This is a genomic window from Roseateles flavus (assembly GCF_039872765.1).
GTDB lineage: Bacteria > Pseudomonadota > Gammaproteobacteria > Burkholderiales > Burkholderiaceae_C > Roseateles_B > Roseateles_B flavus.
Genome location: NZ_JBDPZC010000017.1, coordinates 37,832 through 53,708, shown reverse-complemented (window position 1 = coordinate 53,708; position 15,877 = coordinate 37,832). Strand labels below are relative to the sequence as shown.

The window sequence follows — 15,877 nt, the reverse complement described above, 5'->3', positions numbered from 1 at the left end:
ACGCCCATGAAGCATCTGTCGATTGCGACGCGCCTGTGGCTGCCGGTGATCGCGCTCACCGTGGTCACCGTGCTGATGACGGCCGGCGCGGCCCTGCGCACCTCGCACCTGCTGCAGGAGGCGATGAAGGCGCAGCAGGACCAGCAGCTCAAGCTGAGCCATTCGCTGCGCTGGCGGGGCATGACCGAGACCAATGCGACGCGAGTGATCCTGGGCCTGGCCGCGCCCGACGACTCGGTGAGCAAGCTGGCCAAGCCGATGATCGAGGCCACCACACAGCAGATCAGCGGTTTGCAGAAGCAGCTGGAGGAGCTGGCCAGCTCCGACGAGGAGAAGCGCGCGATGCAGCGCATCGCCGAGCAGCGCCAGGCCTACATCGGCCTGCGCAATGAAGTCGGCAAGCTCAAGGCCGCCGGTGACGCCGACGGCGTGCGCAGCGGCCTGGGCCGCATCCAGCAGGCCGTGGACAGCTACCTCGAAGCCCAGCAGGCCTTTGTGCAGATCCAGGCCGACAAGGCCCAGGCCATGCAGCAGCGGGCGGGCGACGAGCGCATGCGCACGGTGTGGAGCGTGGCCGCACTGATGGGCGTCATCGTGCTGGCCCTGGGGCTGGGCACCTGGTCCCTGGTGCGCTCCATCGCGAACCCGCTCAAGGCCCTGGTGGGCGAGGCCGAACGCATCGGCAATGGCGACCTCAGCGGCCGCCTGGACAGCAGCCGCCAGGACGAGATCGGCGAGGTGCAGCGCGCCCTCTCCCGCATGAAGGAGGCGCTGAACCGCATCGTCAGCGAGGTGCGCGAGAGCACCGAGAACATCCAGACGGCCAGCGCCGAGATCGCCTCGGGCAATCTGGACCTGAGCCATCGCACGGAGCAGACGGCCTCCAACCTGCAGCAGGCCGCCGGCGCCACCGGCCAGCTGACCGGCACCGTCAGCCACAGCGCCGACAGCGCGGCCACGGCCAACCAGCTGGCTGGCAGCGCGGCCGAGGTGGCCCAGCGCGGCGGCGCCGTCGTGGGGCAGGTGGTCAGCACCATGGAGGAGATCAATGCCAGCTCGCGCCGCATCAGCGACATCATCGGCGTGATCGATGGCATCGCCTTCCAGACCAACATCCTGGCGCTCAATGCGGCCGTGGAGGCGGCGCGCGCGGGCGAGCAGGGCCGCGGCTTCGCGGTGGTGGCCGCCGAGGTGCGCAGCCTGGCCCAGCGCAGCGCCGAAGCAGCCAAGGAGATCAAGAGCCTGATCGGCGCCAGCGTGGAGCGGGTCGAAGTGGGCTCGCGCCTGGTGCAGCAGGCCGGCAGCACCATGGACGAGATCGTGGCCAGCGTGAACCGGGTCAGCGACATCATCGGCGAGATCTCGGCCAGCACGGTGGAGCAGCGCGACGGCATCGGCGCCGTCAACCAGGCCGTCACCCAGCTGGACCAGGCCACCCAGCAGAACGCCGCGCTGGTGGAGCAGAGTGCGGCGGCCGCCGAGTCGCTGAAGGAGCAGGCCAGCCGCCTGGCGGAGCTGGTCAGCGGCTTCCGCCTGGCCGGCAGCGGCCGCTGACCTCACGCAGGGCGCCCGCCCGCCCCGCCGGTCTGTGGCAGATTGCCCACCGGCCGGGCCGGCATGGGGTCCGTCCGGGCGGCGGGTCATGTCAGGCCGAAGGCAGGCATGCACAATGGACCCGGCACGGGCGCCGTCGCGCGCCCGGCGAATTCGCAGCAGGGAGCGGCGATGAGAAGCCCACAGGGCCCGGGCCTGGCAACGACACGACCCCCCGATCTCTCCGGGCGCTGGCATGGCGCCTGGCAGCTGCTGTCGCGCCTGGAGTCCAACGAGGGCCTCGTGCCCCAGGCCTTTGCCCGCCGCCGCGAGCATGTGCTGCGAGTGATGGCCTGGCTGACCATCCTCGGTTCGCTGCCCTGGGCCGCCCACTTCCTCTCCATCGGCAGGCCCTGGGTGGCCGCCATGCCGGGCATGGCCGTCGCCGGCTCCGCCTTCACGCTGCTGCTGCTGAAGCACAGGCTGCCGCGCACGGCCTCGGTGTTCTACTGCTTCTGCGCCTGGCTGGTGGTGCTGGCCCTGAGCCTGCTGGCGGACCTGCCCTCAGGCGGCGTGCCGCGCAGCACCCAGCTCTACCTGATCCCGCTCTTCGTCTGCAGCTACTTCCTGCTGCAGTACCGCCCGGGCTGGCTGCTGAGCGTGATGTCCGTGCTGATCCTCGGCGCCTTCGTCGCGCTGCAGACCTTCGAGCTGCGCTTCGTGGAGACGCCCACGGTGCCGCTGCAGACGCGCCAGGTCGGCGTGGGCCTGGTCGCCGTGCTGACGGCCCTGTTGATCTATGCCTGCATCGTCACCATGCTGCGCGACGCGCGCCAGGCCTCGGCCCAGGAGCTGGACTTCGCGCGGGGCATCGCGGCCGGCGAGATCGAGCCCTTCTTCCAGGCCCAGTGCAATGCCGAGGGCGAGCTGATCGGCGCCGAGGTGCTGATGCGCTGGCGCCACCCCAAGCGCGGCCTGGTGTCGCCCGCCGAGTTCGTGCCCATCGCCGAAGCCACCGGGCTGATCGAGCCGGCCGGGCAGCGCCTGCTGGAACAGGTCTGCCGCCTGCTGGTCGCCTGGCAGGACGGCGGACCGCTGCATGGCATCCCCATCTCCATCAATGTCAGCTCCATCCAGCTGCAGTCCGAGAGCGCCACCGAGAAGCTCATCGCCACCGTGCCGACCGCCCTGGCCCAGGCCGGGCTGCTGAAGTTCGAGCTGACCGAGTCCGCCTACTCCGACAACTTCGAGCAGCTCCAGGAGCGCATGCAGCGCATGCGCGAACGCGGCATCCGCCTGGCCCTGGACGACTTCGGCACCGGCTTCTCCTCGCTGAGCCGCCTGCGTGGCCTGCCCCTGGACCAGCTCAAGGTCGACCAGTCCTTCGTGCATGACCTGCCCGACGACGCCGACGCCTGCCGCATCGCCGAGACCATCGTGCACCTGGGCCTGGACATGGGCCTGGAGGTGGTGGCCGAAGGCGTGGAGAACGTGCGCCAGCTGGACTGCCTGCGCAGCATGGGCTGCATGGGCTACCAGGGCCACTGGTTTTCGCGGCCGGTCTCCGCCGCCCGCTTCATGGCCCTGGCCGAGAAGTGGCAGCTGCGCGAGCCCGGCCAGCAGCGCTTCATGCAGACGGCGCCCGCCTCGCTGCAAAGCCTGTGACCGTGCAGCCTCCCCGCCTTGCCACCCTCGCCGGTCCAGCCTCGCCGGAACGCGAAGGATTGACGTTTACGTAAACGTCAAGTCGCACCTAGAATCGGGCCCTTGTTGCTGATAGAACCGGGCCCATGCCGTCACCCCGGCCGGCCCAGCAGGAGACCCGCGATGACCGACTTGTCCGCCGAATTCAAGGCCCTCGCCGACTACCGTCCCACCCACAAGGTGCGTTTCGTGACGGCCGCCAGCCTCTTCGATGGCCACGATGCCGCGATCAACATCATGCGCCGCATCCTGCAGGGCATGGGTGCCGAGGTGATCCACCTCGGCCACAACCGCTCGGTGGACGAGGTCGTCACCGCCGCGCTGCAGGAAGATGCCCAGGGCATTGCCATCTCCTCCTACCAGGGCGGGCACGTCGAGTATTTCAAGTACATGGTGCAGCTGCTGAAGGAGCGCGGCGGCGAGCACATCCAGGTCTATGGCGGCGGTGGCGGCGTGATCGTGCCGGCCGAGATCCGCGACCTGGCCGAGCACGGCGTGCGCATCTTCAGCCCCGAGGACGGCCAGCGCATGGGTCTGCAGGGCATGATCGGCGAGATGGTGATGCGCTGCGACAAGGACATCAGCGGCTTCGCCCCCACCGACATCGCCGCCATCCAGGGCCAGACCGAAGGCGCCTGGCGCGCCCTGGCCCAGCTCATGACGGCCCTGGAGAACGAGAAGGCGGACGCCGGCCTCGTCCAGGCCCTGCGCGGGCAGGCGGCCGGCCTCAAGACCCCCGTGCTGGGCATCACCGGCACCGGCGGCGCCGGCAAGTCCAGCCTGACCGACGAGCTCATCCGCCGCCTGCGCCTGGACCAGGACGACCGCCTGCGCGTGGCCCTCATCTCCATCGACCCCTCGCGCCGCAAGAGCGGCGGCGCCCTGCTGGGCGACCGCATCCGCATGAACGCCATCTCGCCCTGGAGCCAGGGCTCGCGCGTGTTCATGCGCTCGCTGGCCACGCGGGACTTCGGCAGCGAGATCTCCAAGGCCCTGCCCGATGTGATCGCGGCGGCCAAGGTGGCCGGCTTCGACCTGGTCATCGTCGAGACCTCCGGCATCGGCCAGGGTGACGCCGCCATCGTTCCGCACGTGGACATCCCCATGTACGTGATGACGCCCGAGTTCGGTGCGGCCAGCCAGCTCGAGAAGATCGACATGCTGGACTTCGCCGAGTTCGTCGCCATCAACAAGTTCGACCGCAAGGGCGCGGCCGATGCCTGGCGCGACGTCGCCAAGCAGGTCCAGCGCAACAAGGAAGCCTGGGGCAAGAAAGCCGAGGACATGCCCGTCTTCGGCACCATGGCCAGCCGCTTCAACGACGACGGCGTGACCGCCCTGTACCAGGCCCTCAAGCCGCGTCTGGCCGCCCTGGGCCTGCAGCTGAACGACGGCCGCCTGCCCCTGGTCAGCACCCGCTTCAGCACGCACCAGACGCCCATCGTGCCGCCGGCCCGCGTGCGCTACCTGGCCGAGATCAGCGACAGCGTGCGCGGCTACAAGAAGCGCGCCCGCCAGCAGTCGCTGCTCGCCCGCGAGATCCAGCAGCTGCACGGCGCCAGCCGCATGCTGCTGGAGGCCAACCCCGAGAAGCAGAACGCCCGCGGCGCGCTCGCCGAGCTGGCCACCGCGCGTGAAGCCCGCCAGGACGCCGATGCCCGCCAGCTGCTGGCCCAGTGGCCGGACATGCAGAAGGCCTATGCCGGCGACGAATACGTGGTGAAGATCCGCGACAAGGAGATCCGCACCAGCCTCGTCTCGACGAGCCTCTCCGGCACCAAGATCAAGAAGGTCGTGCTGCCGCACTACGAGGACCACGGCGAACTGCTCAAGTGGCTGATGCTGGAGAACGTGCCCGGCTCCTTCCCCTACACCGCGGGCGTCTTCGCCTTCAAGCGCGAGGGCGAGGACCCCACCCGCATGTTCGCCGGCGAGGGCGACGCCTTCCGCACCAACCGCCGCTTCAAGCTCGTCTCGGAGGGCATGCCCGCCAAGCGCCTGTCCACCGCCTTCGACTCCGTCACGCTCTACGGCGCCGACCCGGCCCCGCGGCCCGACATCTACGGCAAGGTGGGCAACTCCGGCGTCAGCATTGCGACGCTGGACGACATGAAGGTGCTCTACGACGGCTTCGACCTCTGCAGCCCGACCACCAGCGTTTCCATGACCATCAACGGCCCGGCGCCGTCCATCCTGGCCATGTTCATGAACACGGCCATCGACCAGCAGATCGCCAAGTTCAAGGCGGACAACGGCCGCGAGCCGACCGCCGACGAGGCCGCCAAGATCAAGGACTGGGTGCTGGCCAATGTGCGCGGCACCGTGCAGGCCGACATCCTGAAGGAAGACCAGGGCCAGAACACCTGCATCTTCTCGACCGAGTTCTCGCTGAAGGTGATGGGCGACATCGCCGAGTACTTCGTGCACCACAACGTGCGCAACTTCTACTCGGTGTCGATCTCCGGCTATCACATCGCCGAGGCCGGCGCGAACCCCATCTCGCAGCTGGCGCTGACGCTCTCCAACGGCTTCACCTTCGTCGAAGCCTACCTGGCGCGCGGCATGCACATCGACGACTTCGCGCCCAACCTGAGCTTCTTCTTCAGCAACGGCATGGACCCCGAGTACACCGTGCTGGGCCGTGTGGCGCGCCGCATCTGGGCCGTCGCCATGCGCGACAAGTACGGCGCCAACGAGCGCAGCCAGAAGCTCAAGTACCACATCCAGACCTCGGGCCGCTCTCTGCACGCGCAGGAGATCGCCTTCAACGACATCCGCACCACGCTGCAGGCGCTGATCGCGATCTACGACAACTGCAACTCGCTGCACACCAACGCCTACGACGAGGCCATCACCACCCCCACGGAAGAGAGCGTGCGCCGCGCCATGGCCATCCAGCTGATCATCAACCGCGAGTGGGGCCTGGCCAAGAACGAGAACCCCTCCCAGGGTGCCTTCATCATCGAGGAGCTGACCGAGCTGGTGGAAGAAGCCGTGCTGGCCGAGTTCGAGAAGATCGCCGAGCGCGGCGGCGTGCTGGGCGCGATGGAGACGGGCTACCAGCGCAGCAAGATCCAGGAGGAGTCGCTGCACTACGAGATGCTCAAGCACACCGGCGAGTACCCCATCATCGGCGTCAACACCTTCCGCAACCCGCATGGCGAGCCGGTGCCCGAGCACATCGAGCTGGCCCGCTCGACGGACGAGGAAAAGCAGAGCCAACTCTCGCGCCTGGCCGCCTTCCACCAGCGCCATGCCGCGCAGTCGCCCGCCATGCTGCAGCGCCTTCAGCAGGCCGTGATCGACAACAAGAACGTCTTCGAGGTGCTGATGGACGCCGTGCGCGTCTGCTCGCTGGGCCAGATCACCTCGGCGCTGTTCGAGGTGGGTGGCCAGTACCGCCGCAGCATGTGATCCCGGCCTCGCCGGCTCACCAGAAGGCCTCCCGCGTGGAGGCCTTTTTTCATGCTCAGAAGGTCGGGCATCCGTTGGTGGCCAGCAGCAGGCTGTAGACCGAGCTGCTGGCACAGATGAACAGGCGATTGCGCCGCAGCCCGCCGAACACCAGGTTGGAGACCCGTTCGGGCATGGGAATGCGGCCGATCAGCGTCCCGTCTGCCCGGTAGCAGTGCACGGCCCGGCCGGCGCTGGTCCAGAGGCGCCCCGCCTCGTCACAGCGAAAGCCGTCGAAGAAGCCCGTGTCGCAGCGCAGGAAGGGCTCACCTGGGCCCAGCTGCCCGTCCGGCCCGACCGCATGCCGGCGCATGCAGCCCTCCTCCTGGCCCGTGTCGGCGACGTACAGCCAGCGCTCGTCGGGCGAGAACGCCAGCCCGTTGGGGCAGCGCATGTCCCGGATCACGGCCTGCACGCTGCCGTCGACGGGGTCCCATCGATAGACATGGCAGCCCGCCTGCTCCTGTGGTGCGCGAATGCCTTCGTAGTCCGATTCGATGCCATAGGGCGGGTCGCTGAACCAGACGGAGCCGTCTGAGTGGACCACCACGTCATTGGGGCTGTTGAGGCGTCGCCCTTCGAAATGCGAGGCCAGCACGGTGAGGCGGCCGTCGTGCTCCGTGCGGACCACGCGCCGGCCGCTGTGCTCGCAGCTGATCAGGCGGCCCTGCCGGTCCACCGTATTGCCATTGGCATGGCCGCAAGGCGCCCGCAGGACCGAGACGCGGCCCGAACCCTCGTCCCATCGAAGCATGCGGTCGTTGGGGATGTCACTCCAGACCAGGCTTCGCAAGGCCGGAAAGTAGGCGGGGCCCTCGGCCCAGCGACAGTGGCTGGCCAGGCGCTCCAGCCGGGCGCTGTGACGGATCAGGTCCTCGAACTCGGGGGTCAGCACTTCAAAGGCGACGGGGCTGCTTTCTGGCGGGGAAAGGTCATGCATCTCGGGATTGCTCCGCTGGTGAAGGAGGTCCACAGCATCCCTGCACAGCCGGGTCGTCCGGCGGCAATCTCGGTGCGAAACACGCCGCCCCGCGGCCTTTTGACGCCGGCAGGCTCAGCCGTCCGCCAGGAGGGGCCGCCCCAGGGGCAGCGCGGCGCCGCGCTTGCACTCCTGCAACACGAAGGTGCTGCGGAACTTGCGGATATTGGGCTGGTCGAAGAAAAGCTCGCGACTCAGGCGCTCGAAGTGGCCGGTGTCCTCGCAGCGCAGCAGCAGCAGGAAGTCGAAGGGCCCCGCCACGTAGAAGCACTGCTGCACCTCGGGGACCTGGCTCATGCGCGCAGCGAAGCCGTCGACCAGCTGCTGCTGGCTGGCCACTGCCAGCTGCACCTCGACCCAGACGGACACCCCCAGGCCCAGCGCAAGGGGGTCCAGCACGGCCACCTCGCGCTCGATGACGCCGGCCTCGCGCAGGCGCCGCAAACGGCGTTGCACCGCCGTAGCCGACAGGCCGATCTGCGCCGCCAGCGTCTCGGCGGCGACCCGGCAGTCCTGCTGGACCCAAGCCAGGATCTGCCGATCGAACTTGTCCAGCGCTGCCGGGATACCTGCCATGCGGACCAGTGTAGCCAAAGGCCCGGACACGCCCGACTGGCAGGGCGCGACCGCTCGCATCGAGGTCCTATTTCATGGCAGCTCCTGTTCGTCGCCGTCGCAACTCGCCCCGACTTGATATTTCTCAAAGCCACACTTGCCGTGGCCCACGAACCTTGAGCCTTGTCCAGAAGACGGCCCCAGGCCGCGCCCATCCCGGAGGGAACAAAGGGAGTTGAACAAGATGGAAAGCCTCAGGAGTTTGAGGATTGGCCCGCGCCTGGGCCTGGCTTTTGGTGTGGTGCTGGTGCTGATGCTGCTGCTGGGCATCCTGGGCTGGCAGAGCAGCCACCGCATGGGCGAGCAGGCCCGCGCGCTGCATCAGCAGCGCCTGCTGCCCATCCAGCAGATCGGCGCCATCGACGCCCTGATGCTGCGCAATCGGATCCTGGTGATGGAGATGCTGCGCGACCCGCAGCCGGCCAAGGTCGAGGCCCTGGACCAGCAGCTGCGCGCCAATGTGGCTGAGGTCACCGAGACCTGGAAGCGCTATACCCAGGGTCCGCTGGGTGCCGAGGAAAAGGCGCTGGCCGACCGTTTTGCCGAGACACGGGGGGCCTACGTCAAGCAAGGGCTGCTGGCGGCGCGGGACCTGCTCAAGCAAGGGGAAAGCGCCAGTGCCGAGCTGATCTACGGTCAGAAGATCCAGCCCCTGGGTGTGCAGGCCAAGGCCGCCATCGACCAGCTCATTGCCCTGCAGAGCAAGGAGGCGCAGGCCAGCTTTGCCGAGCTGGAACGGCTGGAGGCACGCGTCAAGCTGTGGTCCGTGCTGCTGTCGGCCGCAGCGACCCTGCTGACAGTCGTCGCGGCCCTGTGCTGCACGCGATCCATCGTCCAGCCCCTGCACCAGGCCGTGCAGCTGGCCCGCCGGGTGGCGGACGGCGACCTGCGCGAGCAGGTGCACACGCGCGGTCGCGACGAAGCCCATGAGCTGCTCGAAGCGCTCAACACCATGTCGGCCAGCCTGTCGACCATGGTGCAGCGGGTGCGCGAGAGCAGCGACACCATCGCCACCGGTTCCTCCGAGATCGCCACCGGCACGGCCGACCTCAGCCAGCGCACCGAGGAGCAGGCCAGCAACCTCCAGCAGACGGCGGCCTCCATGGAGCAGCTGGCCGGCACCGTCACCAACAATGCAGACACCGCCGCGCAGGCCGATCGCCTGGCGCGCGAGGCCTCCTCGGCCGCGGGCCAGGGCGGCGCGCTGGTGGGTCAGGTGGTGAACACCATGCAGGGCATCGCCGACTCCTCGCGCCGCATCGCCGACATCATCGGCACCATCGACGGCATCGCCTTCCAGACCAATATCCTGGCCCTCAACGCGGCCGTGGAGGCGGCCCGGGCCGGCGAGCAGGGCCGCGGCTTCGCCGTGGTGGCCGGCGAAGTGCGGGCCCTGGCCCAGCGCTCGGCGCAGGCGGCGCGCGAGATCAAGAGCCTCATCAGCCAGAGCGTCGAGCAGGTCGACCATGGCAACCGCCTGGTCGAGGAGGCAGGGCAGTCCATGAGCGGCATCGTCTCCCAGGTGCAGCGGGTGAGCGACCTGATCGGCGAGATCGCCACGGCCAGCCAGGAGCAGTCACGCGGCATCGCCCAGGTGGGCTCGGCGGTGACGCAGCTGGACCAGGTCACGCAGCAGAACGCGGCCCTGGTCGAGCAGAGCACGGCGGCGGCGGAAAGCCTGCAGCACCAGGCCTCGCGTCTGGCGGAGATGGTCAGCGCCTTCCGGACCAGCCACTGAGACCGCCCCAGGCAAGACCTGACCCCGCGGTGCGTCGATTCACAGCTGGAAGCGCTGCACGCATTCGACCAGCCGCCCGGACTGCCGCGACAGGCTCTCCGCCGCCGCGGCGCTCTGCTCCACGAGCGCGGCGTTCTGCTGCGTCATGCCGTCCAGCTGCGCCACCGAGCCGTTGATCTGGCTGATGCCCTGTGACTGCTCGCTGTTGGCATGGCTCAGGCGGTCGATCAGGTCGCGCAGGCGCTGCATCTGCGCCACCAGTTCGCCCATGGTCTGGCCCGCCTCGCCGACCAGGGCATTGCCGCGTTCCACGCGTGCCATGCTGTCCTGGATCAGATGGGCGATCTCCTTGGCCGCGCCAGCACTGCGCTGAGCCAGGGCCCGCACTTCGCTGGCCACCACGGCGAAGCCGCGGCCCTGTTCGCCCGCCCGGGCCGCCTCCACGGCCGCATTGAGGGCCAGGATATTGGTCTGGAAGGCAATGCTGTCGATCACACCGATGATCTCGCCGATGCGCTCGCTGGCGCCATGGATGCCCTGCATGGTCTGCACCACCCGCTGCACGGTGCCGCCGCCGCGTTCAGCCACCTGATGCACCTCGCGCGCCATGCTCGCGGCCTGGCCGGCGGTCTCGGCGTTGTCGCGCATGGTGCTGCTGAGCTGCTCCAGCGCGGACGCCGTGCGCTCCAGGTTGGACGCCTGGTTCTCGGTGCGGTGGCTGAGGTCGGCATTGCCCGTGGCGATCTCGCCGATGCCCTGGGCCATGTCGTCGGCGCTGGCCCGCACATGGCTGACCAGAGACGAGAGGTTCTGGTTCATCTGGCTCAGGGCCTGCAGCAGTTGCACCGTCTCTCGCGGGCCCTCGACCTGGATGCGCGAGGAGAGGATGCCCTGGGCCACGGCCTCAGCCACGCTGACGGCCCGGCGGATGGGCTTGCAGATGCGCTGCCCCATGAGGCGACCGAAGAGCAGCAGCAGGGCCATCGCCAGCACGGTCAGCAGCGCCTGGCTGCCGATCAGACGCCGGCCGGTGGCGTCGAACTCCGCCACCGAGCTCTCGGCGAAGCGGTTGGCAGCCTGCACCGTCACGTCCACGCCGGCGCGGTGCTCCAGGTACTGGGCATGGGCGCGGGCGAGGGCAGCCTTGCGCTGCTCGGCATCCACGTCCGCCGGCAAGGCCAGCAGCTGCTGGGCGCCGTCAAAGAAGCGCTCGGCGGCCTGGTGCTGCGCGCCCAGCAGCTGCACCTCCAGCCCATGCGGCGGATTGGCCTTCCAGTAGGCGATGCGGGCGTCGTACTCCGTGCGCAGCCGGCCGAGCTCGGCCGTCGCCTGCTCGCGGCTCAGCAGGCCTTCCTGGGCCTGCGAAAGCACCAGGCGCAGCTCGATCAGGTACAGCGGCGGCGGCAGGATGTCGGCGGCGACGTCCTTGGCGTCGAAGGTCTGGCGGGCAATGGCCTCGCTGTGCCGCACGCCCCATAGCGAGGCGCCCAGCAGGATGGCCATGGTCAGCAGCGCGGACACGCTCAGCGCGGTCAGCATGCGCGTGATGGTGTTCAGCATGGGCGGCCCCTTCCATACGTCCTGGGACAGTCCCAGGACTCGGCGTGGCTCCCTGCCGGCTGCCATGCGGGCGGGCACGTCAGTACCGCCTCGTGGCTTCCATCAAGACCTGTCGGCCTCTGCCTTCTGAGTGTCTATTGGCTGCCTGCCAGGCCCGGCCGTCAAGCCCCGGAGCGGCGGCTCTCGACGCGGGCCGGCCTCAGGCGGCGGGCGCCCGGCTGGCCTCGTCTCCCGCATCGGCAGGGCCGGCAATGGGGATCCACACGCTGAAGCAGCTGCCCTCGCCCTGGCGGGACTCCACCTCGATCCGCCCGCCATGCTTCTTCACGATGGAGAAGGACAGCGATAGGCCAAGCCCGGTGCCCCGCCCCACGGGCTTGGTCGTGAAGAAGGGCTCGAAGATGCGGCGCTGAGTGGCCTCGCTCATGCCGGAGCCGGTGTCCTGCACGCTGACGCACACCCAGTCGCCCTCCTGGCGCGTGGACAGGGTGATGACGCCACGCCCCGTGATGGCGTGGGCAGCGTTCACGATCAGGTTCATGAAGACCTGGTTCAGCTGGGCGGCGCGGCAGCGCACCGTGGCCAGGGGCTGGTAGCGCTTGACGACCTCCGCCTTGTACTTGACCTCGTTCATCACCACGTTGAGCGTGGAGTCCAGGCCCGCGTTCAGGTCAGCGTCCTGCCAGTCGGACTGGTCCACGCGCGAAAAGTCCTTGAGGTCCTGGACGATCTTCTTCACGCGGGTCAGGCCCTCGTCACTCTCATCCAGCAGCTGGGGCAGGTCCTCCTTGAGGAACTCGATGTCCAGCTCCGCGCGCTCCTTTTCGATCGCCTGCCGAAGTTCAGCCGGCAAAGGGGCGCGGTCGACGTGCTCGTAGTGCTCGAGCAGCCTGAACATGCCCTCGACATAGCGCCGCAGCGTCCCGACATTGGAGCTGACGAAGCCGATGGGGTTGTTGATCTCGTGCGCGACACCCGCCGCCAGCTGGCCGATGGACGCCATCTTCTCGGACTGCAGCAGCTGGTTCTGCGCCTCCTCGAGCCGGGCATTGGTTTCCTTCATGCGCTCGAAGTTCTGCTGCAACTCGGCCTGCACGCGACGCACCTCGGTGCGGTCCTGCAGCAGCCACCAGGTGCCGGCCTGGGTGTTCTGAGGATCGGCCACATAGGCGATCATCTGCACCCAGATCCGATTGCCACGCCGCGTGCACATCTCCATCTCGTGCAGCAGGGACTCGCCGCGGGACAGCAGGGGATAGGCCACCGCCCCCAGCGAGTCGTACGACTCCTTGCTCGTGAAGAGCTCGACGCTGTCATGGTCCAGCGGGCTTTCGCTGCCGAACTCAAACATCTCGGCGAACTTCTTGTTGGCGCGGGTGATGCGCTGGCGCGAGGTGGTGATGATGCCCACCGAGGCATTCTCGAGAAAGGCCTCGAGCTCATGGTGCATGCCCAGCAGCTCGGCGGTACGTTCCGCCACCAGCTCCTCCAGCTCCTGGCGATGCCGGCGCACCTGCTCCTCGGCCTGGCGCCGCGCCGTGACATCCTGCAGGGTCTCGATGGCGCCCACCACACGCCCCTGGGCGTCGGTCAGCGGGGCCGCGGTCAGGTACAGCCAGCGCCCGTGCTCGCCCATCTGGGGGAAGAAGCGCTCCGCCTCGAAGGCGCCCGGGATCAGCAGCGAGGCCTGGCAGCGCTCGCCCTCAGCGGTCTGGGCCGTCTCGGACACCGTCCCGTCGATGATGAGATCGGCCAGCAGGGGGCGCGGCCATTTGTAGAAGGCCTGCCAGGGTTCCTTGTCGCCCATCAGCAGGTCCACCATCTCGATGCCGGTGAGCTTGGTGCACGCGGCATTCCATTGCGTGACCCGGTGCTCGGCGTTCAGCACAAAGGTGGCCACCGGGCTGTTCTCGATGATCTGGTGCAGGACCCGCCCTACGTCCAGCAGGCTGCTCTGCACGTGGCGCATGTCGCTGAGGTCCTGGCAGGTGGTGACGGCCAGGACCTGCTCGTCCAGCCGCACCTGGCGGGCATGGAGCTCCAGGTAGCGGATGGCCCCGCTGGCCGTGACGGCCTCCGCCTCCGCCGACGGCAGCTCCCCGAGCTCGTGCAGGCAGCGCTGGCCATAGTCGAACAGCGCGGCCCGGGTCTGCTCACTGGCCCAGGCATCGAAGCGCATGCCCTGCAGGGTCTCCAGATCAAAGCCCAGCAGCCGCTGCATGCTGGCATTGGCATGCAGCACCTGCGCGCCTGCATGCACCAGCGTCGGCGTGCTGACCGCTTCCAGCGCCGCGACGAACAGCGGCGGCAGCACATCACTCACAACTGGACCTCGCCGGGGTCCTCCAGCAGGAAGGAGCCGTCCGGTCCCCAGTTCACCTTGGTCAGCCCAGGCTCCAGCCGCTCCAGCCGGCGCAGCTCCACCTCCTGGGCGCTGAGCTTTCCCTGCTGCTCGCGGACCAGGTCCGCCAGTCGCTGGTTCTCGAGGGCGAGCTCGCGCAGGCGCAGGATCTGGCTGAGCCCGCACAGCAGCTCATGGTCGTTCCAGGGCTTGGCGATGAAGCGCATGATGCCGACGTCGTTGATCGCCGCCATCAGGCCGTTCAGGTCGGCATAGCCGGAGAGGATGACCCGCGCGCAGTCCGGCTGCAGTTCGCGCAGGGACTTGAGGAAATCGACGCCCGTCATCTGCGGCATCCGGTAGTCCGAGACCACCAGGGCATAGGGCACCGACCGCGCCCGGCGCAAGGCCTCGGCGGGATCGGTGAAGGCCTCCAGGGCATAGGGCTGCAGCTGCGCGTCCTGCAGCCCCAGCCGCAGCAGTCGTTGCAATGCCCGCAGGATGTGGGGCTCGTCATCCACCAGGAGAATCTTTTCAGCCATGAGACCTCTCCTCACACTGCTTGCTGAACACCCTGTCCGGCCACGGGCCCCGAAGGCGTGGCCGGGTCGAGGCGCACATGGAGCTGCAGCTTGACGCCCTCCCGCCTCGCATACTCCCGTACCTGCTTGACCACCCGCGCGTCGAAGACATAGCCACGGGCCAGGAGCAAGGCCCCCTGCGGACTGGTCAGGTCCCGCGAGAGCACCATGCCCTCGACCAGGTCCTGGGCCAGGATCAGGCGGTCCTGCGGCCCCTGCTCGGCCAGGCTCTGAAGCGCGACGCCAAGGGCTTCGACGACGACCTTGGCATAGCGGACCTCGGCGCCGCCCTTCACCATGGACAGCGCTTCCTCCGCACTGTAGCGGCGCTCGGCCAGGCGCCCGCTCTGCAGGCCGTGGTAGTCCACGGCGGCCGCGAGGACCTGCGCCGCCAGAGACAGCTGCTCGCCCGCGAGCCCGTCCGGGAAGCCCTTGCCGTCCAGGCGCTCGTGCTGGGCACGCACGAGGCGCGCGGCCCGCTGCAGCTGGGCCAGCGGCATCAGCGCCGACTCTGCATGCAGGGGATGGCGTCGGAACAGCTGCAGCTCCTCGCCCCGCATCAGCGACATGGGCTTGCGCAGCAGCGCATCGGGGAAGCCCAGCTTGCCTACCTCGTGCAGCAGGCCGGCGATATGCAGGTCCTGTTCGGCCAGAGGGCCCAGGCCCAGCTGGTGGGCGGTCGCCCTGGCCAGGGCCGCGACCTGGCGCGAGTAGCCGGCCATGCTGCCATCGCGCAGCTCCGTCAGGCCCGCGAACACATTGATGGACAGCAGGAAGTTGCTCTGCAGCTCGGCATAGGCCTGCTCCAGCATGCCGTTGATTTGCTCGATCTCCTGGGTGCGAGCCTTGACGCGCGCCTCCAGGCCGGCGTTGAGGGCCTGCAGTTCCTGGTTCTGGACCTGCGTCAAGGCCTGCAGGCGCAGGTTCTCCTGCTCCAGGCGCCTGCGCCGCAGCCCGTCCTCGACGACCATGAGCATGTTCTGGTCGTCCCAGGGCTTGGCGATGTAGCGGTGGATCTCGCCGCGGTTGATCGCTGCGATGGTGGAGCTCACGTCCGCATAACCCGTCAGCAGGATGCGGATCACCTCGGGCCAGCGCAGCCGTACCTGCTCCAGGAATTGCGCGCCGTCCATCTCGGGCATGCGCATGTCCGACACGACCAGGTCCACCGGCTCGCGGGCCAGCGTGTCCAGCCCCGCCTGCCCGCCTTCGGCCAGCAGAACCTTGTAGCCCTTGGGTCGCAGCAGCCGCCGCAGCGAGCTGAGGATGGCCGGCTCGTCATCGACGCACAGGACCACGGCCACCGCGGCCCCGGTGGTGCCGGCAGGCGGCTCGGGGCGCGCAGCGGGGAGTTCGCTCATCGATGCCATGGC

General features: G+C 68.9%; 10 protein-coding genes. 4 read left to right on the top strand and 6 right to left on the bottom strand.

From position 1 onward, the window contains the following. Positions 1-6: 6 nt before the first annotated feature. The 3 genes from ABDJ40_RS23215 (at position 7) to icmF (ending at position 6,651) form a co-directional block, all read left to right on the top strand. On the top strand, positions 7-1,554 hold the full coding sequence (locus ABDJ40_RS23215; RefSeq protein WP_269630469.1) for a methyl-accepting chemotaxis protein: 1,548 nt from the start codon (positions 7-9) through the stop codon (positions 1,552-1,554). A 171-nt stretch (positions 1,555-1,725) separates the two neighbouring features. After that, on the top strand, positions 1,726-3,198 hold the full coding sequence (locus tag ABDJ40_RS23210; RefSeq protein ID WP_347613288.1) for an EAL domain-containing protein: 1,473 nt from the start codon (positions 1,726-1,728) through the stop codon (positions 3,196-3,198). Between the two features lie 162 nt (positions 3,199-3,360). Continuing rightward, the gene (gene icmF / locus ABDJ40_RS23205; protein ID WP_347613286.1) at positions 3,361-6,651 is read left to right on the top strand and encodes a fused isobutyryl-CoA mutase/GTPase IcmF; all 3,291 of its coding nucleotides are present in this window, start codon (positions 3,361-3,363) and stop codon (positions 6,649-6,651) included. A gap of 55 nt (positions 6,652-6,706) precedes the next feature. Here icmF and ABDJ40_RS23200 read toward each other — a convergent pair whose 3' ends face one another. Both ABDJ40_RS23200 and ABDJ40_RS23195 read right to left on the bottom strand, forming a co-directional pair. Continuing rightward, positions 6,707-7,630: an SMP-30/gluconolactonase/LRE family protein gene (locus tag ABDJ40_RS23200; protein WP_347613284.1), complete on the bottom strand. Its 924-nt coding sequence runs from the start codon at positions 7,628-7,630 to the stop codon at positions 6,707-6,709. A gap of 114 nt (positions 7,631-7,744) precedes the next feature. Next, positions 7,745-8,245: an Lrp/AsnC family transcriptional regulator gene (locus tag ABDJ40_RS23195; protein ID WP_347613283.1), complete on the bottom strand. Its 501-nt coding sequence runs from the start codon at positions 8,243-8,245 to the stop codon at positions 7,745-7,747. Positions 8,246-8,468: 223 nt separating this feature from the next. On the opposite strand from ABDJ40_RS23195, the gene ABDJ40_RS23190 reads away from it, so the two are divergent. Continuing rightward, the gene (locus ABDJ40_RS23190; protein ID WP_347613314.1) at positions 8,469-10,022 is read left to right on the top strand and encodes a methyl-accepting chemotaxis protein; all 1,554 of its coding nucleotides are present in this window, start codon (positions 8,469-8,471) and stop codon (positions 10,020-10,022) included. A gap of 39 nt (positions 10,023-10,061) precedes the next feature. Here the strand turns inward: ABDJ40_RS23190 and ABDJ40_RS23185 are convergent, their stop codons facing one another. The 4 genes from ABDJ40_RS23185 to nosR form a co-directional block, all read right to left on the bottom strand. Continuing rightward, positions 10,062-11,582, bottom strand: coding sequence for a methyl-accepting chemotaxis protein (locus tag ABDJ40_RS23185; RefSeq protein ID WP_347613281.1), 1,521 nt, complete (start codon positions 11,580-11,582; stop codon positions 10,062-10,064). Positions 11,583-11,781: 199 nt separating this feature from the next. Continuing rightward, the gene (locus ABDJ40_RS23180) at positions 11,782-13,905 is read right to left on the bottom strand and encodes a PAS domain S-box protein (protein ID WP_347613279.1); all 2,124 of its coding nucleotides are present in this window, start codon (positions 13,903-13,905) and stop codon (positions 11,782-11,784) included. Next, positions 13,902-14,465, bottom strand: a complete 564-nt coding sequence (locus ABDJ40_RS23175; protein ID WP_269630475.1) for a response regulator — start codon at positions 14,463-14,465, stop codon at positions 13,902-13,904. Before ABDJ40_RS23175 ends, ABDJ40_RS23180 begins: the two co-directional genes overlap by 4 nt. 11 nt (positions 14,466-14,476) lie before the next feature. Further along, the gene (gene nosR / locus ABDJ40_RS23170) at positions 14,477-15,874 is read right to left on the bottom strand and encodes a response regulator c-di-GMP phosphodiesterase, NosR family (RefSeq protein WP_347613277.1); all 1,398 of its coding nucleotides are present in this window, start codon (positions 15,872-15,874) and stop codon (positions 14,477-14,479) included. Positions 15,875-15,877: the final 3 nt, after the last annotated feature.